This window comes from Kaistella sp. 97-N-M2, from assembly GCF_021513235.1.
Taxonomy (GTDB): domain Bacteria; phylum Bacteroidota; class Bacteroidia; order Flavobacteriales; family Weeksellaceae; genus Kaistella.
This window is the reverse complement of the sequence record NZ_CP090976.1, coordinates 2,525,054-2,549,532: the sequence shown is the minus strand read 5'-3', so window position 1 is coordinate 2,549,532 and position 24,479 is coordinate 2,525,054. Positions and strand designations below refer to the sequence as shown.

The window sequence follows — 24,479 nt, the reverse complement described above, 5'->3', positions numbered from 1 at the left end:
TTTTTAGTAGGGTCTCAAACTGGCCTTAAATTATTAGGCCGATCATGATTTAATTTTAAAAAAAATACACAGAAAAGAATTCCTGTGTATTTTTATCATCAAATGGACTATTTACTTCTGAGCAGCACTCATCGCTGCTTCCTTGGCTTTAAATTCCTGAAACTTAGCGTCGTTTTTGGTTGATAAATATAAACCTTTAAGCAAACTTACCGCTTCTATATCGTTGGAATCGTTCTGATACCATTTCTCTGCGTATGGCAAGGCGGCAGCTAATCTTTCGCGACGTGCATTGATGATTTTGTTGGCAAGGTCGGTTTTACCTGCTTTTTTCGCCGCATTATAGTCATCAATTGCTTTGGCATCATCACCCATTGTTACGTAGGTTAAATTTTGCCAGGCCTGAGACATGTCGGGTTTTAACTCTACGGCTTTTTTGTAGGAAGCGATGGCATCTGCCTGCGTGGCCGGATCCTTACTTTGCAAAACGCCTAAATTATACCAGTTGTTCGGATCGTTTGGATTTTTTGTGGTCTGAACTTTTAAGTTTCCAATAAAATCGTCCATTTTGCCGGCCTTGAAATAGGCAGTTCCCTGTAATTCCGAAAGTTTCGCATTGGCAGGATATTTTTTAAGACCTTTCTCGATGAGGGCTAAAGCTTCGTCATTTTTATCTGCCTCTATAAGCAACGCCGCGTTGGTTTCGTAAAGTTCTGCTTCAATTTTTTTGGACGTTTCTACTTTGAAATCGGTATATTCTGCAGACGCTCCCATTTTTTTATAAAGGTCCCAGGACGTTTTATCCAGAGATTCTACGGCACCGGATTTTTTGTTTTTTGCGGTGTAAGTTACTTCCGCGCCGGTGTAGCCGGAGTTGATAAGATCATTATAAACATTGATGGCATCCTCTTTCTGACCTGCTAAAGCATAGTTGAGCCCAGAATAATAAAGATATTGTTTGTTGTCCTGACCTCCTGCTTTTAAGAGATCGTAAACTTCTTTAAATTTTGGCGCTGCAGCGGAATAGTTTTTCGCGTTGTAAGCGTCCATTGCACTTTTGTTGGCCGCTTCAATTAAAGGATTTACAGCATTTCCAATCTTTCCGTTTAGGGTAGGAGTATATGTTTCTTCCTTCAAGCCCTGAATTCCGGATTTGTCGGCTTCCTCTTTTCCTACGTAGTAGACTTTGTTCTTAGAACTGTCTTTACCCGTATAAATTTTTGCTTTTCCAAGGTCACTCATTTTTGCAAGGTAGGATGCGCCTTCCGCATTTTTACCCGCTTTCAGAAGTGATAATCCTTTTGCATAATAATACTGTTCTAAAACGGCAGGCTCCAACAGGTAGGTTTTTCCGCCCATTGCTGCTTCTGCAGCAGCGATTTGTGCATTGGTTGTCGCAGTATCTCCTGCATCAATTGCCTTCACGGCTGCAGCAATCTCTTTTTTTGAGCACCTGCAAAAGCTATGGAAAGCAATGCAAGGCTGAGAAATATCTTTTTCATAATATTTATTTTAAAAAAATTGGTTTATTTGTTATTCTACATCATCAGAAGGATCTTCTTCTTCACTTTGTAGTTTATTGTTTTCTTTTTCTTCGTCCTCTTCTATTTTACGGAGGACTTTTTCGTCGCCCATATTACTCACCGCGTTGTCGCCGGTTTGCGGAACATCTTTAAATTCAACAAGATCGCTGTGAACTTCGCCCGGAAGCGCTTCGGATTCTTCATCGATGATCTCTTCTACATCTTTGTCCATCTCCACTTTAGCGATGGCCGCAATTTCATCGTTCTTTTTAAGATTAATCACCTTTACACCCTGTGTATTTCGGCCCATCACGCGCATCTCATCCATTCCCATTCTAATTGCAACGCCGGACTTGTTGATAATCATCAAACCATCGTCGTCTGTTACAGACTGAATGGCAATAAGATTTCCGGTTTTTTCGGTAATATTTAAGGTAATAACGCCTTTACCGCCACGGTTGGTTTCGCGGTAATCCAGGACTGCAGTTCGCTTGCCATAACCCCTTTCGGAAACTACTAAAACGGTGTCATTTTCGATATCGTTGACAACAATCATACCAATAACTTCGTCGTCTTTATCGAGGGAAATTCCGCGTACACCAATGGATCCACGGCCTACCGCACGTGCTTTTTCTTCGGGGAAACGAATGCATTTTCCATTTTTCGTGGCGATCATAATCTGCGAATTTCCGTTCGTTAATCTCGCACCTAAAAGCTGATCGTTATCTCTAATTTCAATGGCATTAACTCCGTTTGTTCGTGGTCTTGAATAGGCTTCAAGCGAAGTCTTTTTGATGGTTCCGTTCTTTGTAATCATTACCACATTCATTTGATTAATGTAGTCGACATCTTTCAGGTCGTTGGTACGGATATAAGCTTTGATTTTATCGTCTGGCTCAATATTGATTAAATTCTGAACGGCTCTGCCTTTGGATGTTTTCGAGCCTTCCGGAATTTCGAAAACCCTCAACCAGAAACATTTTCCTTTCTCCGTAAAGAAAAGCATGTACTGGTGATTGGTTGCAGCTACAATATATTCGAGGAAATCCTCATCTCTGGTGGTCGCGGCGCGGTTGCCTACTCCACCTCTACTCTGTATTTTATACTCGGAAAGTGATGTTCTTTTAATATACCCTGCGTGAGAAATGGTTAAAACAACTTTTTCATCCGGAATTAAATCTTCGATGGACATTTCACCGCCGGAATAATCGATTTCTGAGCGTCTTTCGTCGCCATATTTTTCTTTAACTTCAAGAAGTTCGGCTTTGATGATCTCGTAGCGTCTTGGCTCATTGCTAAGAATATCTTCCAAATCCTTGATCATGGCCATTATCTCTTCATACTCCGCACGAATTTTGTCGAGTTCCATTCCCGTCAGTCGCGCCAGTCTTAGATCTAAGATGGCTTGCGCCTGAATATCGGAAAGGTCGAATTCCTTAATAATCCCTTCTTTTGCTTCTGCAGGATTGGCACTGTGGCGAATGATTGCAATGGCTTTATCCAAATCATCCTGTGTACCGATAACCTTCATAAACCCTTCGAGGATGTGCGCTCTTTCTTTGGCTTTTTTCAGTTCGTACTCTGTTCTGCGGACGATTACGACATGGCGGTGATCCACAAAATGGTGAATAATGTCCTTCACATTCAACTGAATTGGTCTTCCGTTTACCAACGCAATATTATTTACGCTGAAAGAAGTTTGAATGGAGGTATACTTATAAAGCATGTTGAGAACCACATTCGGGATCGCATCATTTTTCAGTTCATAAACGATTCGTAAACCCTGGCGGTCAGATTCGTCACGAATTTCATAGATTCCGGGAATTTTTTCGTCTTTTACAAGTTCGGCCGTACGCGCAATCATTTCCGCTTTGTTCACCTGATACGGAATTTCCGTAACGATGATGGCATTTCGGTTTCCAACTTCCTCGAAATTCACTTTCGCCCGAAGCACAATTCGCCCTCTTCCCGTATGGAAAGCATCTCGAACACCGTCGTAACCGTAAATGATTCCGCCTGTCGGGAAATCCGGTGCGATGATGTGTTTCATCAGTTCGTCGATGGTAATTTCGTTATTGTCGATATAGGCAACAATTGCATCTACACTTTCGGTCAGGTTATGTGGCGCCATATTTGTCGCCATTCCCACGGCGATACCCGACGTACCATTAACTAAGAGATTCGGGATTCTGGTAGGCATTACCGTCGGCTCCGTCATGGAATCATCAAAGTTATTTTGAAAGTCCACGGTATCTTTATCAAGATCAGATAAAATATCGTCCGCGATTTTTTTCAATCTCGCTTCCGTGTAACGCATAGCAGCAGGCGGATCACCGTCCATCGATCCAAAGTTACCCTGACCGTCAACCTGCGGATAACGCAAACTCCAGGGCTGCGCCATTCGCACCATCGCGTCGTAAACAGAAGTATCACCGTGTGGGTGATATTTACCGAGCACGTCTCCAACAATCCTGGCTGATTTTAAATGTTTTCGGTTTGAAAAAACGTTGAGGCCATACATTCCGTACAGTACTCTTCTGTGGACCGGCTTTAAGCCATCTCTTACATCGGGTAATGCTCTGGAAACAATTACCGACATCGAATAGTCAATGTAAGAGGATTTCATTTCATCAACAATGTTGATAGGAATTAACCTTTCTCCTTCTGTATGCATATATCTTTTTTAATAAAATGAAAATCAAGCACTTATACCAGGGCTTGAGATTTCTTAATTTTCTGATTTTAATAACGTGCTAATTTACGAAAAATTTACCGATTTTTGCTCCTCAATTTATACCCAAATTCATAAAAAAAGTTAAATAGCATGAGTGTTTTAAGCCTTACTTTTCATACGACTGAAACCATTCGCACGGATTGGGAGAGATACCTCGCAAAGGATCTTTTCGAAATGGTAGAGAACCTGATCGACGTCCAAAAATATATTCTTTCCGAGGTGGAAAGCGATATGATCGACGAAGGATCGAACACCAATCTCCTTTTAATTTTCGACGACACCGAAAAACGCCAGGATTTTGTGGAAATTGAACTCCTAAATATCACAGACCGCATCGAAAAAAAATTCGGGCAACATGCGATGATTTTTACGACGTATTTAAACCCGAAAAAGGTAAGGTTTTAATCCGTTAAATCACCTCTAAAAACCGCATCGTGTCCACATGATCGGCATAGGTTGCGAGATCCGGATTTTGCGCTTCGCCGAGTCCGATAGAATCGAGTCCCAGTTCCGGTTTGGCGACGATCGCCTGAATATTTTCTTTATTTTCCGCTATAAAACTGGATACCTCTTCGAGATTGGAATATCGCGTGAAATTAATGACGGACAAGGGCGAAAATAAACTTTCATCTTCTTTGAGCATCACAAAATTATTATCCCAAAATTTATCTTGATTCAAAAGGTAAATGGCGCGGTTATACTCGTAATTATTGGCGTATTTATGATGATTAATCATATCCTGAAAATTTAAAAAATTCTCGAACAAACCATCAATTTTAAAGGTTTCGGGGATAAAAAGTCGCGTTACATTACGACAGCCTAAACCATAATACCGAAAAATATCTTCTGCCAGAAGCTGAAGCTCTTTTTCTGTTTCGTCGCCCTTCAAGACCGCGATGGAAGTTCTGTTTTTGCGAATTATGCTTAAATGATCTTTAAAATAATAATCCAGATATCGCGCCGTATTATTGCTTCCAGTGGCAATTACGGCCTCGAAATTCTGTAGTCTTTCTACAAATTCGTATTGAATTATTCCGTCCGAAAACTCATTCCATTTTCGCAGTAAAAAAGGCAAAAGTGTTTTGTCTTTGGAGGATAATTTAATCAGCGGAATATGATGGCTCAAAATAACGGAAATAACATCATGAAAGCCCACCATCGGAATGTTTCCCGCCAAAATTAAACCAACTTTTTTCGGCGTTTTTGCGGGTTGATAACTGGAAAGCCAATTCTTTAAATTTTCCTCCGTTAAAAGTTGCGCCCACTGATTTAAGGCGAATCTTTGACTTTCCTGGGTGAACCAGGAATTTTCGTTTTCCGATTTTCTTAAAACGGCAGAAAATTCTTCGTCAATTTCATCATAATTATGAGGTTCTGTTGTCAAAAATTTCTTGATGTACGAACTTAATTTATAAAGGCTTGAAATATGCTTTTCTGTATTCATTCTATGGGAAATTGGTGGAATTTTAGTAATTTTGTGCAAATTTAAAAAATAAAGTAGCAATGGCTATCAGAATAACAGACGAATGTATAAATTGTGGTGCCTGTGAACCGGAATGTCCGAATAACGCGATTTATGAAGGCGCGGTCGATTGGAAAGCCTCCGATGGTACTGCGCTGAAAGGAAAAGTCGTAATGAAATCGGGATTAACGGTTGATGCAGATGCTCCACAGGAACCGGTTAGCGACGATGTATATTTTATTGTAACCGATAAATGTACGGAATGTATGGGTTTTCATGAAGAACCACAGTGTGCTGCAGTTTGCCCGGTGGATTGCTGTATACCGGATGAAGATCATGTAGAATCTGAGGAAAGTTTACTGGAGAAAAAAGCCTTTTTACACGGTGAATAACAATACCGCTCACTTACTGTGAGCGGTTTTTTTTATAAAAATTTATTAAATCAATCCTTTTGAAATCGCCCAGGGCGAAATTCTTTTAAAAATAAAAAAATGAGCAAAAAACACAATTTCAGCGCAGGACCGTGTATTTTACCGCAGGAAGTTTTTCAAAAATCCGCCGAAGCCATTTTAGACTTTAACGGAATTGGACTTTCACTCCTCGAAATTTCGCACCGAAGCAAAGACTTTGTCGCGGTGATGGACGAAGCCAGAGCGATCGTAAAACGCCTGATGAATTTAAATGACGATTATGAAGTCCTTTATTTAGGTGGTGGCGCCAGCCTGCAGTTCGCAATGGTGCCTTTTAATCTGATGAAATCTGAGAACGGAAAAGCCGCATACCTGGATACCGGCACCTGGGCAGCAGGGGCGATTAAAGAAGCCAAAAAATTAGGAACCGTGGATGTGGTGGGCTCTTCAAAAGAAAATAACTATTCATTTATCCCGAAAGATTATACCGTAGGAAGTGGTTATGATTACTTTCACTGTACTTCCAACAACACCATTTACGGCACGCAGATGAAATCTTTTCCGGAAGTTGATACCTTATTGGTTTGCGATATGAGTTCCGATATTTTTTCCCGACAGATCGATTTTTCAAAATTCGATCTTATGTATGCGGGAGCGCAGAAAAATATGGGTCCGGCCGGCGTAACGCTGGTGGTTGTAAAAAAAGAAATCCTCGGCAAAACAGGTCGCGATATTCCTTCTTACCTGGATTATTCCTTACAGATCGCAAAGGAATCCATGCTCAATACACCGCCGGTTTTCCCGGTGTACGCCACCCTTTTAACCCTGCAACATTTAGAAAATAATGGCGGCATTGCGGCGGCCGAAGCCAGAAACGAAGCCCAGGCAAAATTACTGTACGGCGAAATCGATCGAAATCCTTTGTTCGAAACCTTTTGTGAAAAAGAAGACCGTTCGGTAATGAATGTGTCTTTCAAACTATTAGACGAGTCTAAAAAAGAAGCTTTCGACACTGCCTGGAAAGAAGCCGGAATCAATGGTTTGAACGGGCACCGCAGTTTAGGCGGTTACCGCGCCAGTATGTACAACGCAATGCCCATTGAGAGCGTACAGGTTTTGGTAGACGTAATGAAAAATATGAACTAAAATTTTCAAATAGAATAATTTGAAAATATTAAATTGTAGAATATGAAAGTTTTAGCGAACGACGGAATTTCAGACTCGGGAAAAAACGCTTTACTAGAAGCTGGTATAGAATTTATAGAAGCCAAAGTTTCACAGGAACATTTAATTAATTTTATCAACGAAAATCAGGTCGACGTTCTTTTGGTGCGAAGTGCCACCAAAGTACGCGAAGATTTAATCGATGCTTGCGCCAGCCTGAAAATCATAGGGCGAGGCGGCGTTGGGATGGACAATATCGATGTGGAATATGCCATTGAAAAAGGCCTCTACGTCATCAACACGCCAAATGCTTCCTCACGCTCTGTCGCCGAAATGGTTTTTGCCCATTTTCTGTCCTTGGCAAGATTCCTCCACGAATCTAACCGATTGATGCCACTGGAAGGTGATACGCATTTTTCAGCCATGAAAAAATCCTTTTCAAAAGCCGTTGAGCTCGAAGGAAAAACTTTGGGCGTGATCGGTTTTGGCGGCATCGGAAAAGAAGTGGTGAAAATTGGAATCTCTTTAGGCATGAAAGTTAAAGTTTTAACAAGAAAACCCCGCACCGAAAAAATAGCCCTGCGCTTTTTTGACGGTCAGGAGGTTTATTTTGAAATCTCCACTACTAATGACTGGGATCAATTTTTGGACGGCGTCGATTTCCTCAGCATTAATACCCCTAAAACGAAAGATTATGTACTCGATACACCGCAGTTCGAAAAAATGAAAGACGGAATTTTTATCGTAAACACCGCAAGGGGCGGCGTTTTAAATGAGGTAAACCTTCTTCAGTTCATCGAGTCCGGTAAAATTGCGGGCGCCGCTTTGGATGTTTTCGAAAATGAACCGTCACCGGAACTGCCATTGCTGATGAACCCAAATCTCTCGCTATCGCCCCATTTAGGCGGCAATACCCTCGATGCACAGGAGAAAATCGGAACGGAACTTGCAGTGCAGATTATTGACATTAAAAAGAAACTATAGATATACAATGCCTATTTTCAAACCTTTTCGGGGAATTCGGCCTAGTGGAGATTTTGTCGACGTTTTCCCAACGCATCCCTTAGATAATTTTTCTCAGGAAGAAATCAACAAAAAAGCCCAGCTGGAATCATCGTACATTCAGATGATAAAGCCGTACGTGGTCAGCAAATCCAAGGATATTGACCGTAACCTGCGAAAAATAAGAACCAATTTTGAAGAGTTGCTGGACGATAAAATTCTCGTTCAGGATGCATCATCTTATTATCTTTACGAACAGTTTCTTCCTAACAAGTCGGTATTTCGGGGTCTTTTGGGCCTGGTAAGTGTTGATGATTTCCGCAACGGAAAAATAAAAAAACACGAATCCACCATCACGCAAAGAAAAGAGAAACTGGCGTATTATTTAGAAAAGGTGAGCATTCAGGCAGAACCGGTGCTTCTTACGTACACCGCAAATCCCAAGGTGGAATTGCTGATGAACCACGAAGAAAAAAACGTTCCTATTCTTAATTATCTGGATGATAAAGGCACGCGACACAAGGTTTGGCAAATCGACAACCGCCTGAAAATGAAAGAATTTAAAGATGTTTTGGAGCAGATCGATTCTTTTTACATTGCCGATGGTCATCATCGAATTGGCTCCACGGCTTTGAATGCAAAAAATCTTCAGGAGAAAAACAAAAAACATAACGGTACCGAATATTACAATTACGTTTTCAGCTTTATCGTCTCCAACCAATCCATCAAAATACACGATTACAACAGACTTCTGCAGGATCTGAACGGTCTTTCTGAGGAAGAATTTCTGGCGCGCATCGAAGAAAACTTCCTTGTACACGATAAAGGCGACGATCCGTATTATCCGTCTCAGAAGTTTCATATCTCCATGTATCTCGGCGGTAAATTTTATTCGCTACATGTAAAGCATGAATTACGAGCGAAACAAAGTACTATGAATGATCTCGATCATTTTTTGCTGGAAGAATTCGTGATCAAAGATATTCTGGGGATCGAAAATCCGAAGACCACCGACAAAATAACCTACCTTAAAGGCGATTCTTCTGTGGAAGGAATTAAATGCATTAAAGAAAAAGTAGATTCCGGCGCGTACAAAGTAGGTTTCGGCATTTATCCGGTCAGCTTTAATGATCTTTTAAAAGTATCAGATCAAAATATAAAAATGCCGCCAAAATGCACCTACATCGAACCAAAATTAGTGACCGCGTTGGTGATGTACGACATGAAACAGTAGCATCCGCCGTTTATGCCTGCGTATAATTTGAGGATGATCCCTTATTTTTCAGATTAATTTGTTTAAATTTGGGTCTATCATTTAACTCAACCCATGAAATATCCTTTACTAAAAATACTTCCGCTCTTTCTGGGCGGAATTTTATTTTCTCAAAATCAAAAAGATTCAGTCCAATTTAAAAATATCTCCGACGAAATTTTGGTCAACGGTACCGCTTATGAAAATCTGAGCGATCTTACCCAGAATATAGGCCATCGCTTAAGTGGTTCTGCCGCTTACGAAAAAGCTACCGATTGGGCAGTTTTGAAATTAAAGGAAGCCGGCGCGGATAAGGTTTGGAAAGAAGATGTAATGGTGCCGGTGTGGGAACGCGGTAAGGAATCTCTTCAAATAAAAGAACCAAACGGCAAGTGGAAATCTTTGCGCATGCTTTCTTTGGGGAATTCCGAGGGCACAAAAGGTAAAGATGTAGAAGCGGAAATCGTCTTCGTGAAAAATAAAGAAGATTTTGATCAACTGCCCGATGCAGCCGTAAAAGGAAAAATTATTTTCTTCAATTACGCTTTTAATCAAAAGTTTATCAGCACGGGACAGGCCTACGGCGATGCGGGGAAATACCGCCGAAGTGCTGCTTCCTGGGCCGGAAAAAGAGGCGCAAAAGCCGTAATCATCCGCTCGCTTTCTTCCGCTTTGGATGACGTTCCGCACACGGGAATGATGCGTTATGACGCCGACGATACGGCAAAAATTCCGGCAGTCGCCATTGGACCGAAAAGCGCTGACGAACTGCAAAAAACTTTAAAATCCAAAAAAGTTTTTGCGAAACTGAATTCGAACTGCACCATGAAAGGCGAAAAACTTTCGCACACCGTGATCGGGGAAATTACAGGCAAAAAAGACCAAAACGTTATCGTGGTCAGCGGCCATCTGGATTCCTGGGACGTGGGCGAAGGCGCGCAGGACGACGGCGCCGGGATTGTACAAAGCATCGAGGTGCTGCGAACTTTTAAAAGCTTGGGGCTGAAAAATAACCACACGCTTCGAGTGGTATGTTTTGCCAACGAAGAAAATGGTGTAAAAGGCGGAAATACGTACGCAGAGAATATCAAAAAAAATAACGAAAAACACCTGTTCGCCATCGAAAGCGACGGTGGCGGTTTTACGCCGCGCGGAATTGCTTTGGTGATGAGCCCCGAAAAAAGAACCCAGATTCAGTCCTGGAAAAATCTTTTTCTCCCCTACGGAGTGCATAATTTGGAAATGCAGTATGCCGGAACGGATATCGAACCGATGAAGGAATTCGGCGTTCCTTTGGCGGAATTGGTGCCCGACTCCCAGCGGTATTTCGACATTCATCACTCCGACGAAGATACTTTCGACAAAGTAAACCGCCGCGAACTGCTGTTAGGTTCGGTGGTGATGAGCCAGTTGATTTATATGATCGATAAAAACTGGTAATGAGGAAACCTTCGTTTTACAAAAGTTTTTTAAATTCCCTTCACGGTGTTGTGTGGATGTTGAAATCTGAACGTAATTTTCAGCTCGAAATTTTCGGGCTTCTTCTTAATGCTTTCCTGATTGTTTTTTTGAAGTTAAATGCTACCGATACCGCTTTAATTTTAATCGTAAGTTTCGCCGTCTTAAGTCTGGAAATCTTAAATACTGCCGTCGAAAAAATCTGCGATGTAGTACAACCCGACTTTGACGGGCGCATAAAAATCATTAAAGATATTTCCGCCGGAGCGGTTCTCCTGATGTCTTTTGCGGCAGTTTGCGTGGGAATTTTGGTGTACTGGAAATATTTATTTTAAAGCGAAAAATTTTCATACGATTCTTTTGCCGCCTGATATCCAATTTCGAAAATCTCTTCCAGGCGGCTGGCCTTTCTTTCGAAAGTGCCGTAATTCGCCAGTTTTTTAGAGGTGATAATCCAGTCGCAGTACGCAAACTTGTGGATTTCTGTGCGGTGCGACATAAGTTCGTATGCGCGGGTGGTAATTGCTTTAATGCTGTGCAGATCGCCAATTACCACATCCTGCGGTGGCGACACATACACGCCGATGAGTTTTTTACATTCCTGATGAATTACATCCGCCGGAAAATTATTGAGCACACCGCCATCGCTGAACATTTCGTTACCTACAATGTAGGGCACCGTAATCCCCGGGATGGAACACGATGCAATAATGGCGTCCACGATTTTGCTTTCGGCCTGAAAAATCTTTTGTTCGCCGGAAACCAGCTCTGTGGCGATAATTTTCAAATCAACATTCAACTCGCCCAAGGTCATATCTTTAAATATGGGATTCAGATAATTGGAAAAAATAACCGAAGACACCAAACCCGGCTTATTGAAAGTGAAATGCCGCCAGTTAAAAAAGTAAACCGATTTAAAAAAATCCAGGATTTCTTCCCCAGATTTTCCCACGCCATGCAAGGCGCCGACAATAGAGCCGGCACTGCAACACGCTAAAATATCGGGTTCGATGTTTTTTTCGTCTAAAAATTTTAAAACTCCGGCGTGCGCTACGCCTTTCGTGCCGCCACCGGAAAGCACTAATCCTAAATCTTTCATGGCTTTAATTAATGTTCACTCCAAACAAATAGCCCGTAAATGCCGCGGCAATCATGGCTAAAGTTCCCCAAACCGTCACGCGGACAACCGAACTTAGGATGTGCGAGCCGCCGCCGCGGGCCGACAGATATCCTAAAATCACCAGAAAAATAATGGTGAAACCGTACTGAAAATAAAGCATGTTGTCCAGAGGCAAGAAAATGCTCACCAAAAGCGGCAGAATTCCACCCGCTATAAAAGACGCGCCGCTTGCAAAAGCAGCCTGGAACGGTTGGGCTTTCATAATTTCGTTGATGCCGAGCTCGTCCCGGGCATGCGCTTCGAGGGCGTTATGATCGTGCAGCTGCTGCGCGACCTGCAGCGACAGTTCCTCTGTAAGTCCGCGCCGTTGGTAAATTTTTGCGAGTTCGCGCATTTCGTGCTCGGGCATTTCTTCGAGTTCCTTTGCCTCGCGCTTCAGGTCCGCGGCTTCGATATCGGCCTGTGAACTGACGGACACATATTCGCCGGCGGCCATCGCAAAAACGCCGGCTACCAGACCTGCGAGCGAGGCTAAAACCAAAACTTCCTTTGAACTTCCCGCCGCGGCAACGCCGATCGCGATACTTGCAACGGACAAAATACCGTCGTTGGCACCCAAAACCGAGGCACGAATCCAGTTGCTTCGGTTAATAAAATGATCTTCGAACTGAATTTCTTTTTCCATGCAGTAAAAATAAAGAAAACTTCAGTTAAGAACCGAAGTTTTGTGGGAGTAAGTACTGTTTTGCATAAATAACTTTAAAGTAAATACGCAGAGGACACTAATTGTGAAAAATAATTATTTATGCATATTTTGCACTTATAATTCAATAAAAATGCCATTTATATGGATAAACAGTTACTGAAATGGATGCGCAATGTTGTTTTATCGTTTCTGGAGGTTGCGGAATGATTTCCAGCGGTTGATATATCGTTTCTGCACGTTGCGGAATGATTTCTTTACGTTGCGGAATGGTTTCTTTGCCTTGCGGAATCATTTCTCTACGTTGCGGAATCATTTCTACAGGTTGATATACGATTTCTGTGAACCTTTACCATTTTTTTTACAATTCTGTAACCTTTTCCGCGAGGCCGAAAATGTTGCGAAAGTAGAACTTATTAATAGCGTTCGTTCAAACAGCCGTTGGACTAACTTTTATTTCGCCACCAACCGCTTTTAAAACTTTCATAATTGTAGAAAATTGCCCACTCTGCAGCCCTGCTTGAACGGTGCTCTTTTCTACGCAAGGAAGTGAAGCAAAAAAAGCGGGAGTACTTCGACAGGGTCAGTATAAATTCCAGACGGAAATGTCTGCCACAAAAAATCCAGATATAAAAATTTAAAGGATTGCTTCGCTCCGCTCGCAATGACGCCAAACGAAAAAGAACTCCAGCGTTACACTGAAGTTCTTGATAAAATATTTTAGAAAACTTTAAATGTGAATTACCTCGCCGTAAGCGGCGGCAACAGCTTCCATCACGGCTTCCGAAATCGTCGGGTGCGGATGAATAGATTTTAAAACTTCATGTCCGGTAGTTTCCAGTTTACGCGCTACAACCGCTTCCGCAATCATATCGGTCACGCCGTCGCCAACCATATGACAACCGAGCCATTCGCCGTACTTGGCATCAAATATTACTTTGATGAAACCATCGGTATCGCCGTTGGCAGTGGCTTTTCCGGAAGCGGAGAACGGGAATTTACCAACTTTCAGTTCGTAGCCTTTTTCTTTCGCCTGTTTTTCGGTTAAACCAACTGAGGCTACTTCCGGATGCGCGTAGGTACAACCCGGAATATTGCCGTAATCAATTTTTTCTACATGAAGCCCTTTGATCTTCTCTACACACGTGATTCCTTCGGCAGATGCAACGTGCGCTAAAGCCTGAGTGGCCAAAATATCGCCAATTGCGTAATAGCCGGGAACAGAAGTTTCATACCATTCGTTGACCAAAACTTTTCCTTTATCCGTTTGAATTCCCACTTCTTCGAAGCCCTGACCTTCAATATTGGAAGCGATTCCCACAGCAGATAGTAAAATATCTGCTTCTAAAGTAATGTTTCCGGTCGCGGTTTTCACGGTAGCTTTTACGCCGTTTCCGGAAGTATCCACCGATTCGACAGAAGCGTTGGTCATGATTTCGATCCCGGATTTTTTCAGAGATTTCTCCACGTGTTTCGATGTGTCTTCGTCTTCCACGGGCAGAATGTTCGGCATGAATTCCACAACGGTTACTTTCGTTCCCATGGTGTTATAGAAATCAGCGAACTCAATACCAATCGCACCTGAGCCGACAACGATCATGGATTTGGGCTGTTCTGGCAGAACCATCGCCTGACGGTATCCTATTATTTTTTTTCCATCCTGTGGAATGTTTGGCAATTCACGGGAACGCGCGCCCGTAGCGATAATGATATGCTCGCCGGAATATTCCGTGGCTTTTCCGTCTTTATCGGTTACAGAAACTTTTTTGCCTTTTTGAATTTTGGCCGTTCCCATAATAACGTCGATCTTGTTTTTCTTCATGAGGAAGGCGATTCCCCCACTCATTTTGGTGGCCACGCCTCTACTGCGCTGGATGACTTTAGAAAAATCGAAACCGGGATTTTCTACTTTATTTAAACCGTATTGTTCGGCTTGTTGCAAATATTTAAAAACGTGCGCGGATTTTAGCAATGCTTTGGTTGGGATACAGCCCCAATTCAAACAAATTCCACCCAGGCTTTCTTTTTCGATAATGGCAGTTTTAAAACCTAGTTGTGCGGCTCTGATCGCCGTAACATATCCACCCGGACCACTCCCAATGACAATAATATCGTAGTTCATTATTTAAAAATTTGATGCGAATTTACGGAATTTTTTATGAATTTTTCATTCAAAACCGTGCAAGATTTGGAACGAAGAGAGACAATACCTAATGATTCCGATGCAAAAACACGCCTTGACTGCGCAAAAATTTTAAAATTCGAAATTGAGGCAGATATTTTGAATTGATTTAGTTATTCTTCCAACCACTTGCTCCAGAAAACTATAGAAATTTGTGTTTTGAGCGTTGAGTTTTTGCAGTCTGGAGCGGTGCGGCTGAAATTTTTTAAGGATTCCCAAATATACAGTTCTGCCACAAGACTTCCTTACGGGATACCATAAAGCGGTATGTTTTCTCCTAAAATTTAGAATTATTACTGAAAATGCAGGGAAGATATTTTTATATGATTCCCCGATCTTTGCAGATCGCGATTAAATGTTCGTTGCTTTTAGCAGAAAAATTTTCCTTCAGATAATTCAACGTTTTTTCAATTGAACTTAAACTGTTTGGTTTGATCTTTTGCCGCTTCAGCATTTCCGACATATTTTTTTGAAAAACGCCTTCGGAAAGAAGTTTTATAAGGTAAAACTCCATCAAAGTGAGTTCCGAAGGATCCGCCTTTCTTTGTTTGGTCAGCTTCTGCCTGGAAATGCGGGGTTGCTTGTAAGCAATAGAATCGATTGCCGGTTTTGCGTCAGCTTCTTTTGATAAATTGGATACTTCGTCATCATAATAGCCAAAACTTTTTTTTGCAGGTTTTACATCGATTAAATCTTGTGAAACGGTGGAAGTTGCACTTTCGAAATCTTCCGAGGCGGGAACTTTTTGTAGCATATTTTTGTGTTTGAGCGGAAGAAAATCGAGAATATTAATTTTTTTTCCTTGTGTTTACATCAAAAGTAAGATTTCTGTTTCGACAAAAAATACGGTTTTCCCTAATCGCAGATCATTTTTTTTCCTGACAGGCTTTTCATCATCCTGCAAAAAAGGCTTCTTTAGCGGGTTTTTAATTATATTAATTTTTTTTTAGTTTAAATCACACAAAAAAAAGAGCGAAGGACATCCTTTCGCTCTAATATAAAACTCATTTGGTCTCCTCTGACCAACTTTCTTTTAATAAATTTTCGGGAATTTCTCCGGATCTACTTCGTTGAACAACGCATATACTTTCTCCACCATATCATCAACACTTGGTTTGCTGAAATAATCTCCGTCGCTCGCGTACGGCGGCCGGTGATTTTCCGCGGAAATCGTCAATGGATCAGAATCCAAATATCTAAAGGCTTTTTGTTTTTCTAAAATCTGCTGCAAAATAAACGCAGAAGTTCCGCCTTCTACATCTTCGTCGATAACGACCAGACGGTTGGTTTTCTGAATGCTTTTTAAAATATCGTGCTCTAAATCAAACGGAATTAAAGACTGAACGTCGATCACTTCCGCCGAAATGCCAATCTTTTCCAGTTCCAAAGCCGCTTCCATCACCAATCTCCAGGTAGAACCGTACGTCACCAACGTAACATCTTTCCCTTCTTTCGTTACTTCGATTTTTCCCACCGGAACGGTAAACTCTCCTAAATTGTCCGGCTGTTTCTCTTTCAAACGGTAGCCATTTAAGCATTCAACAATTAAAGCGGGTTCGTCGCTCTGCAGCATGGTATTGTAAAATCCGGCTGCAATGGTAAGATTTCGAGGCACCAAAATTAAAATTCCTTTCGAAAGGTTGATAATTCCAGCCATTGGCGAACCTGAATGCCAGATTCCTTCGAGTCTGTGACCCCGCGTTCTGATAATGACAGGCGCTTTTTGTCCACCTTTGGTTCGATACTGAACGGTAGCTAAATCGTCGCTCATTCCCTGCAGACAATATAAAATATAATCGAGATACTGGATTTCGGCAATCGGTCTTAAACCACGCATTGCCATTCCGATCCCCTGACCGAGAATGGTAGCTTCGCGAATTCCGGTGTCGGCAACACGAAGTTCGCCGTATTTTTCCTGAAGTCCTTCGAGACCTTGGTTAACATCGCCAATATTACCGGCGTCTTCGCCAAATACGAGTGTTTCCGGATATTTATCGAAAATTTTATCGAAATTATTTCGAATGACCAAACGTCCGTCCACCATTTCAGAATTTTCCGAATAAACGGGTGCAATTTGTTTTACATTTGTGGCTTTCCAGTCGGAATGGGAATAGAGATGGGACGAATAGTTGTCTTTTTCTACCGTGTAAATCTCCTCGAATTTGGTTTGAAGGTTTTGTCTTTCGGCTGAATTTTTTCCTCTTGTTAAAAGGAGCGATTTTCTAACCAAATGAAAGATGTCTTTTTTTGCAACAGAAATTATTTTTTTGAACTTTTCAATTTCAGTACCAATTTCCGGATTCGCGCTTTTTAAAGCTTCCACCAAAGGAATAACCGAATTTTTGAGGTCTGAAATGGAGTTCTGATAATTTTCCCAGGCTTTTTTCTGGCCTTCTTTTACAAATTTCTTGGCGTCAGTTTCTATTTTTTCGAGCTCGTCGTTCGTTGCAAGCTGTTGTTCAGAGCCTTCGATTTCAATGGAATAATTAAGAATCCACTCTTTAAACTGAACCAGACCGTCGAACTCGGTTTCCCAGGTAAGACGTTCTGTATTTTTATATCTTTCATGCGAGCCGGAAGTTGAATGGCCTTGCGGTTGCGTCACTTCAATCACATGTACCACGACGGGAACGCTTTCTGTGCGTGCAAAATGTTCGGCGCGCGCATACGCATCTAAAAGTGCGGGATAATCCCAGGCTTTTACCTGAATAATTTCGCAACCTTGGTTTTCGCCTTCATTTCTTTGAAATCCGGAAAGCATTTCGGAAATATCGGCTTTCGCTCTTTGATTTTGCGTCGGAACCGAAATTCCGTAGCCATCGTCCCAAATAGAAACAATCATCGGTACCTGTAAAGCACACGCCGCATTTAAGGTTTCCCAGAAATGTCCTTCCGCTGTCGACGCATCACCGATGGTTCCAAAGGCTACTTCATTTCCGTTGCTGGAAAATTTTTCTGACCCTTCAAACTTTACAGATTTATAAATTTTGGAAGCCTGAGCCAAGCCGAGGAGGCGCGGCATTTGTCCGGCAGTGGGCGAAATATCGGAAGAGATGTTCTTTTGTTTCATTAAATCCTTCCAGCTTCCGTCTTCGTTTAAACTTCGTGTGGCATAATGACCGTTCATTTGTCGGCCTGCCGAAGCGGGTTCGCGCGCTACACTTGTATCTGCATATAACTGTGCGAAAAAACTTTCGACTGTTACCGCATTAATCGCTAAGGCAAATGTTTGGTCGCGGTAATAACCGGAGCGAAAATCGCCGTCTTTGAAAACTTTAGCCATCGCTAACTGTGGCAATTCTTTACCGTCACCGAAGATCCCAAATTTTGCTTTGCCGGTTAAAACTTCTCTTCGTCCTAAATAAGACATTTCGCGGGATATTCTTCCCAGTTTATAATCTTCTAAGATTTGGTTTTTGAAGTCCTGAAAAGAAATTTGCTGGGTTTCGATATAGGTAGTTTCCATAGAATGCTGAATTTTTACAAATGTACGAAAATATGAAAACTCTGTAAAGACTAATTATTGGAAAAGTCTCGATGACGAGTAGGCATAAAAAGATTCTTCCGCGAACAAATCGCGGAAGAACCAACACAAATGATGAAAAAAAAATATTTAGTTTAGGGGGTTATTTTTTAGGTGGGGGCGCAATCTCTCCTTCAAGGTTTGAAGTTTGAGAACTATTATTCTCCGTGCTTATATTATTATCTGTATTTTTGGCCTTTACATTATTGGAAGAATCCTGTACTCTTTGTAAAGTTGCTGTTTCTTCCGGGGAAAATACTTCGTCTGCTTCTCTACATGAATTTAATGTAAGTGTAGTAAAAACTACTGAAGCGATAAGTGCTAATTTTTTCATTCGTTTTATTTTTACAAATGTATCACTGTACACCCCTACAAAGCAATAAAACCAACCCTTACTTTATAAAAAATGACAGGAATTTTGTAAATTATATGCAGGATTTTAAAAAAATAAGCAGTATTATTGTAAAACGAATGATGAAAAATGATTTATCTCCCTAACAATCATTTTATTACGGTTTTATGAAGTTGAAATATATTTTCTCCCTCCTTTTCCTTTTAACTGTCAACTTTTTTACAATATTTCATGCTCAAGGTGTGTCAAATTCCAATTTGAGCAATGAAGAGATTGAAAAAAAAATAGATTCGTACAGTAATGATCCTACAAAAATGTGGGAACTAATAAATTTTTATATAGAGAAATCTAAGAAAGATAAAAATAATGAAGCATTATTTTATGCTTATCGCTATGCCAGTATGTCTACTGGTTACCCTTCGAATATTAGATACGCAGACAGCGCGTTAATTACCAGTAAAAAATCAAAACTAAATAAAAATTTAATTGATGCCTACCTTAATCGAGGTAATATTAGCATGTCCGAAGAATTTTATGAAAAGGCACTCGATGATATTTTGGTGGCCAATAAATTATCTCAAAATTCGGGGAATGACTATATCTTTAATAAGACCATCTATTATATTGCTCAAAACAAAATATATCTGGGGCAGTACGAAGATGCCAATAAAGAACTTATAATATGTCTTAAGTTTTTTAAAGAAAATTTGAATAGTACAAAATCTTTAGGCAAAAATTATGAAATGTACTACATCTATTCCTTAATGAGCCTTATCGACTCCAATACAAAATTAGGAAAATTCACGGCAAATAAGTCCCTCTTAAAGGAAGCGTTTAATTACTTAAAAGACAACCAATTACCTCAATATATACCATATTTTATTTCATCGGAAGGTACCAATGCCTATTATTCAAAAGATTACGACACTGCCATCGCAAAACTCTCTGAGGCTATAAGGTTATATAATGATCAGTGGGACCACAATACGGAAGTTTTCTACTTAGGTCTCTCCTACTGGAACACGGGTAAAAAGAAACTCGCCATCAAATATTTAGAGGAAATCGATAAACATTACGATAAAACTAAAAAACTGGATCCTCAGTTCAGGTCAGCCTACGAGATATTGATAAAATATTATAATTCCACAGGCAATACGGCCAAACAGCTGGAGTATATTAATAAACTGATGTTTCTGGACAGATCCTACGAGAAAAATTACAAATATCTTTATCAAAGAATTGTTAAGGAATACGATACGAAAAAGCTCGTCGCCGAGAAAAACCGGATCGAAAATACTTTAGAAACGCAGCGAATCATTTTCATCGCCGTATTTTTGATCCTGGTTGGAGGATTTTTATTCTTTGGGTTACAGATTTATAGGGAAAAACAAAATTATAAAAAACGGTTCGATGAAATATTTGCGCAGCAAAGCGATGCAAAACATCTGGATGAAGTTAAACCAACTCCAGATTCGGCCGATTACGAAGATCAGCAAAAAACCGACTACGAATTTTATAATAAAATTGCAGGTCTTAATCCTTTGTTCGTGGAAAACATTCTGAAGCAGCTCGAAATTTTTGAAAACGAAAATAAATATCTCGACACCCAGATTTCCCAAAAATCTTTGAGTGAAGAGCTTGGAACAAATTCAACCTACTTTTCGAAAATCATCAATACCTATAAAGGGAAAAATTTCGCGCTGTATATTAGCGATCTGCGCTTAAATTATATCATCGATCATTTAAAAAGTGATGTTAAATATCTTAATATGGATGTGAAAGAACTGGCTGCAATTGCAGGATTTTCCAGTGCCGAAAATTTCTCGGCAAACTTTAGCAGAAAGTTCGATTTAAAACCATCCGTGTTTATTAAAATGATGAAAGATAAATTGAAACCCGAACACAGCTAAGCCGCAGATTTTTATTGCGAAGGCGATACGACTAACTTCATCACGGTAACAACCATAAAAAAATCGAAATCTTCTGCAAGATTTCGATTTCTGTAAAACGTAAAATTTAAAAAATATGAAATTAATTTTGGAGGTTATCTTTAAGATCTAAATCGCTCTTCTGCAAATAAGCGTCGATGACTTTAAAGGCTTTTTGCTCGTCCTGCAGATTTACCATTAATTTCATGGTGCTTGCAGTAGGTGTTGTAGTGAAAGACATATACTTATCGTTCAAAAAATTGGAAATGTTTTCCGCATCCAGTTTCGATTTTATTAACTGAATTTCTGAAGGTTTTTCGCTTTCAAATACAGACACTCTTGTTTCTCTTTCCATAATTCTTTCTATTTTGAATTTTAAAGTTACAAAAAAATTATTGTTATACTCCAATTTGGAATTAGGAAATATAAAAGAATTTGGGCAAATTCGTTAGGTGATTGCCCAAACGCTTTGCTGTCTACATTCTATTTAAGCAAATATCAAATTTATCCAGGGCCATTTGAATTTCTTCTTTGGTCACATTTAAATGCGGACGGAAGCGGATTGCGCTGGTTCCACAGGATAAAATAATCATTCCCTCGTCGTACAGCATTTCCCGCATACGGTCGCGCTGCTCGCCGGTTGGTAAATCGATGGCGCACATTAAGCCGCGTCCGCGTGGATTTGAAAGCCAATTCGGATATTTTTGCGCAAGCTTTTGCAAACCTTCCAGAAGATATTCGCCGACAATTCTGGCATTTTCGACAAGGTTTTCTTTTTCGATGACTTCCAAAATAAGCTGAAATCTTAAAATATCGATAAAGTTTCCACCAAAAGTGGAATTGATACGGGAACTTTCCCGGAAGACATTGTTGGGAATTTCGTCGAATTTTTCTTTGTTCGCCAAAACACCACAAACCTGTGCTTTTTTACCAAAAGAAATAATGTCTGGTTTTGCACTGAAATGTTGAAACGCCCACATTTTTCCCGTGAGTCCGATGCCGGTTTGCACTTCATCAAAAATAAGTAAAACCTCATTTTGATCGCATATTTCGCGCAGACCAACAAAAAATTCGTCTCGGAAATGATGGTCGCCACCTTCCGCCTGAATGGGTTCGATGATAATGCAGGCTACTTTGTTTGGATTGGAAAGGATTGCCTCTTCAATATTTAACAAGGCAAGATTTTCTTGTTTTATTGTTTCGGCTAAATTCTCTTCGGTTATCGGAAAATTTAAATGGGGATTAATAATTCTGGGCCAGTCGAATTTGGGGAAATACTGATACTTTCGTGGATCTGAAGTATTGGTCAAACTCAGGGTATAACCGCTTCTTCCGTGGAAGGCCTGTTTGAAATGTATACAGATGCCGGCTTCCAAATCCATTCCTTTTTCAAAATTTTTGCGGGTTTTCCAGTCGAAGCAGGCTTTCATCGCATTTTCAACGCCCATGGTGCCGCCTTCGATAAAGAACGCATACTGCAATTCTTTTGGAATAGCAACTCTTTCGAAAACATCCATAAAATCTGCAAATTCTCTGGAATATACATCGGCCAGGGTGGGTTTGTTGACGGCCATTCTGCCAAGCCAAGCCGATTTTTCCATCAGATAAGGATGGTTGTAACCGATGGATGCCGAGGCGAACATGGAGAACATATCAAGATAATCTTTTCCTGTAACACTGTCGTGAATATAGCTGCCGTGGGACTTTTCGAAATCCATCACGAAATCGAAACCGTCGGCCAGCATGTGTCTGGCGAGGGTTTGCTTCACTTCGTTTGTTGGTTGTGGATGACTTGCAATTGCGTCGTTCATATTTTTAGTTTTTTTTGAGCGTTATGAATAATTAAATGATCACTGAATTTTATTTCGAAACCCCATTTGCAGCCCGACCTGAGTGGAGCTCTTTTTTATCCGCCGCGGCGGGTAAAAAAAGCGGGAACGGAGGGCGGAAAAAGCTGCCCAAATTATTGATATTATTTTACAAATCGAATTTAATTCCCTGGGCTAAGGGCAAACTGTCGGTATAATTAATAGTGTTTGTCTGGCGTCTCATGTAATATTTCCAGACATCAGAACCGGATTCTCTGCCGCCGCCGGTTTCTTTTTCGCCACCAAAAGCGCCACCGATTTCCGCACCGGAAGTTCCTATGTTCACATTGGCAATTCCACAATCGGAACCGACCTGAGACAAAAACAACTCTGCCTGCCGCATATCCGTCGTCATAATGGCAGAACTTAAACCCTGCGGAACATCATTCTGCATGGCGATGGCCTCTTCCAACGTTTTATATTTCATGATGTAAAGAATTGGAGCAAAAGTTTCGTGCTGCACAATTTTAAATGCGTTTTCAACTTCCGCGATGCACGGTTTTACGTAACATCCGGATTCGTAATTTTCTCCGTCCAAAACGCCACCTTCCACAACAAATTTACCACCTTCAGCTTTGCATTTTTCGATGGAATCCTGATATTGTTTTACCGCATCCTGGTCGATCAAAGGTCCCACATGATTATTTTCGTCTAAAGGATTTCCTATTTTCAACTGTCCGTAAGCTTTTACCAAACGGTTTTTTACTTCGTCAAAAATTGATTCGTGGATAATGAGTCTTCTGGTTGAAGTACATCTTTGTCCCGCTGTTCCCACCGCACCGAAGACAGCACCGATGATCGACATATTTAAATCGGCGTTTTCGGTAAAGATAATCGCATTGTTTCCGCCTAACTCCAGAATGGATTTGCCAAATCTTTGCGCAACGTTTGTACCGACAATTCGGCCCACTTTGGTGGAGCCTGTGAAGGAAATAAGCGATACATTTTTGTCGTTCACCAGCATTTCTCCAATTTTATGATCGCCCACGAGCATGGTAGAAATTCCTTCCGGAAGCTCATTTTCTTTTAAAACTTCAGTAATTATGTTTTGACAGGCGATTGCACAAAGTGGTGCTTTTTCTGATGGTTTCCAAATGGTTACGTTTCCACAGATCCATGCGAGCGCCGTATTCCAGGACCAAACCGCCACAGGAAAATTAAAGGCGGAGATAATTCCCACCACGCCCAACGGGTGATACTGCTCGTACATTCTATGCCCAGGTCTTTCGGAATGCATCGTATAACCGTGCAGCTGGCGCGAAAGTCCTACTGCAAAATCGCAGATATCAATCATTTCCTGAACTTCACCCAAACCTTCCTGCAGGGATTTGCCCATTTCATAAGAGACAAGTTTACCTAAATCATCTTTATATTCCCGTAATTTCAGACCAAACTGACGCACCAACTCCCCTCTTTTAGGAGCCGGAATCATTCGAAATTCTTTAAAAGCTTCCTTCGACGTTTCTATAACCTTATTATAATCATCGGCCTTGGCCGTCTTAATTTTCGCGATCAGTTTTCCATCGGTGGGCGAATAGCTTTCGAGCAGATCACCATGGGCAAAAAAATCGCCGCCAGAGGAAACGCCGTTATTTTCAGTGGATATTCCCAGATTTTTAAGTGACTGTTCAATTCCGAAATCATTCATTTTTTTGGACATACATATATTTTTGAGTTGTCTTTAAAGATATGAATTTTGCGTAAGGCGAAAAAATCTAAAAGTATTTTAATTTAAATTTAACAGATTTGAGGGTTTCTCGCGCAGTTTATAAGGGAAGACATTGGTTTGATTAACCAATCA

The 24,479-nt window shown here is 40.9% G+C and carries 21 protein-coding genes; 8 read left to right on the top strand and 13 right to left on the bottom strand.

The features are described from left to right. Positions 1–111: 111 nt before the first annotated feature. Entirely contained in the window at positions 112–1,422 is a 1,311-nt protein-coding gene (locus L0B70_RS11905) for a tetratricopeptide repeat protein (protein WP_235141991.1), read from the bottom strand. A 108-nt stretch (positions 1,423–1,530) separates the two neighbouring features. After that, positions 1,531–4,194, bottom strand: coding sequence for a DNA gyrase subunit A (gene gyrA / locus L0B70_RS11900; protein WP_235141990.1), 2,664 nt, complete (start codon positions 4,192–4,194; stop codon positions 1,531–1,533). Positions 4,195–4,344: 150 nt separating this feature from the next. Here gyrA and L0B70_RS11895 point away from each other — a divergent pair, with 150 nt between their 5' ends. Further along, positions 4,345–4,659 (top strand): DUF4286 family protein, encoded by a 315-nt coding sequence (locus tag L0B70_RS11895; protein WP_235141989.1) that lies wholly within the window; start codon positions 4,345–4,347, stop codon positions 4,657–4,659. Positions 4,660–4,663: 4 nt separating this feature from the next. On the opposite strand, the gene L0B70_RS11890 is transcribed toward L0B70_RS11895, so the two are convergent. Next, positions 4,664–5,698, bottom strand: coding sequence for an acyl-CoA reductase (locus L0B70_RS11890; protein ID WP_235141988.1), 1,035 nt, complete (start codon positions 5,696–5,698; stop codon positions 4,664–4,666). 59 nt (positions 5,699–5,757) lie between these two features. Between L0B70_RS11890 and L0B70_RS11885 the strand changes: the two genes are divergently transcribed. The 6 genes from L0B70_RS11885 to L0B70_RS11860 all read left to right on the top strand — a co-directional run bounded on the left by L0B70_RS11885 (position 5,758) and on the right by L0B70_RS11860 (position 11,337). Beyond that, positions 5,758–6,108, top strand: a complete 351-nt coding sequence (locus L0B70_RS11885) for a 4Fe-4S dicluster domain-containing protein (protein ID WP_235141987.1) — start codon at positions 5,758–5,760, stop codon at positions 6,106–6,108. A gap of 99 nt (positions 6,109–6,207) precedes the next feature. After that, the gene (gene serC, locus L0B70_RS11880) at positions 6,208–7,272 is read left to right on the top strand and encodes a 3-phosphoserine/phosphohydroxythreonine transaminase (RefSeq protein WP_235141986.1); all 1,065 of its coding nucleotides are present in this window, start codon (positions 6,208–6,210) and stop codon (positions 7,270–7,272) included. Positions 7,273–7,314: 42 nt separating this feature from the next. Next, positions 7,315–8,274, top strand: a complete 960-nt coding sequence (locus L0B70_RS11875) for a D-2-hydroxyacid dehydrogenase (RefSeq protein WP_235141985.1) — start codon at positions 7,315–7,317, stop codon at positions 8,272–8,274. A 7-nt stretch (positions 8,275–8,281) separates the two neighbouring features. Then, entirely contained in the window at positions 8,282–9,526 is a 1,245-nt protein-coding gene (locus L0B70_RS11870) for a DUF1015 domain-containing protein (RefSeq protein WP_235141984.1), read from the top strand. 93 nt (positions 9,527–9,619) lie between these two features. Continuing rightward, positions 9,620–10,984 carry a M20/M25/M40 family metallo-hydrolase gene (locus L0B70_RS11865; protein WP_235141983.1) on the top strand — a complete coding sequence of 455 codons (1,365 nt, stop codon included), beginning with the start codon at positions 9,620–9,622 and terminating at the stop codon, positions 10,982–10,984. Next, positions 10,984–11,337, top strand: a complete 354-nt coding sequence (locus L0B70_RS11860) for a diacylglycerol kinase family protein (protein WP_235141982.1) — start codon at positions 10,984–10,986, stop codon at positions 11,335–11,337. Before L0B70_RS11865 ends, L0B70_RS11860 begins: the two co-directional genes overlap by 1 nt. On the opposite strand, the gene L0B70_RS11855 is transcribed toward L0B70_RS11860, so the two are convergent. From L0B70_RS11855 to L0B70_RS11825, 7 genes are all read right to left on the bottom strand, one after another. Beyond that, positions 11,334–12,101, bottom strand: coding sequence for a patatin-like phospholipase family protein (locus tag L0B70_RS11855; RefSeq protein ID WP_235141981.1), 768 nt, complete (start codon positions 12,099–12,101; stop codon positions 11,334–11,336). The genes L0B70_RS11860 and L0B70_RS11855 overlap by 4 nt on opposite strands. 4 nt (positions 12,102–12,105) lie before the next feature. Next, entirely contained in the window at positions 12,106–12,807 is a 702-nt protein-coding gene (locus L0B70_RS11850; RefSeq protein ID WP_235141980.1) for a VIT family protein, read from the bottom strand. A 142-nt stretch (positions 12,808–12,949) separates the two neighbouring features. Next, positions 12,950–13,141, bottom strand: a complete 192-nt coding sequence (locus L0B70_RS11845; protein WP_235141979.1) for a hypothetical protein — start codon at positions 13,139–13,141, stop codon at positions 12,950–12,952. 414 nt (positions 13,142–13,555) lie between these two features. Continuing rightward, a complete protein-coding gene (gene lpdA / locus L0B70_RS11840) occupies positions 13,556–14,947 on the bottom strand; it encodes a dihydrolipoyl dehydrogenase (protein WP_235141978.1) in 1,392 nt (463 codons plus the stop codon). Between the two features lie 379 nt (positions 14,948–15,326). Continuing rightward, positions 15,327–15,761: a hypothetical protein gene (locus L0B70_RS11835; RefSeq protein WP_235141977.1), complete on the bottom strand. Its 435-nt coding sequence runs from the start codon at positions 15,759–15,761 to the stop codon at positions 15,327–15,329. A 279-nt stretch (positions 15,762–16,040) separates the two neighbouring features. Beyond that, on the bottom strand, positions 16,041–18,473 hold the full coding sequence (locus L0B70_RS11830) for a thiamine pyrophosphate-dependent enzyme (RefSeq protein ID WP_235141976.1): 2,433 nt from the start codon (positions 18,471–18,473) through the stop codon (positions 16,041–16,043). 160 nt (positions 18,474–18,633) lie between these two features. Then, on the bottom strand, positions 18,634–18,864 hold the full coding sequence (locus L0B70_RS11825) for a hypothetical protein (RefSeq protein ID WP_235141975.1): 231 nt from the start codon (positions 18,862–18,864) through the stop codon (positions 18,634–18,636). A 536-nt stretch (positions 18,865–19,400) separates the two neighbouring features. On the opposite strand from L0B70_RS11825, the gene L0B70_RS11820 reads away from it, so the two are divergent. Continuing rightward, positions 19,401–20,792, top strand: a complete 1,392-nt coding sequence (locus L0B70_RS11820) for a helix-turn-helix domain-containing protein (protein ID WP_235141974.1) — start codon at positions 19,401–19,403, stop codon at positions 20,790–20,792. A gap of 121 nt (positions 20,793–20,913) precedes the next feature. Here L0B70_RS11820 and L0B70_RS11815 read toward each other — a convergent pair whose 3' ends face one another. The 3 genes from L0B70_RS11815 to L0B70_RS11805 form a co-directional block, all read right to left on the bottom strand. Then, entirely contained in the window at positions 20,914–21,165 is a 252-nt protein-coding gene (locus L0B70_RS11815) for a DUF2007 domain-containing protein (protein ID WP_235141973.1), read from the bottom strand. Positions 21,166–21,286: 121 nt separating this feature from the next. Then, positions 21,287–22,621: an L-lysine 6-transaminase gene (gene lat / locus L0B70_RS11810; RefSeq protein WP_235141972.1), complete on the bottom strand. Its 1,335-nt coding sequence runs from the start codon at positions 22,619–22,621 to the stop codon at positions 21,287–21,289. Between the two features lie 166 nt (positions 22,622–22,787). Next, positions 22,788–24,338, bottom strand: a complete 1,551-nt coding sequence (locus tag L0B70_RS11805; RefSeq protein WP_235141971.1) for an aldehyde dehydrogenase family protein — start codon at positions 24,336–24,338, stop codon at positions 22,788–22,790. Positions 24,339–24,479 lie beyond the last annotated feature (141 nt).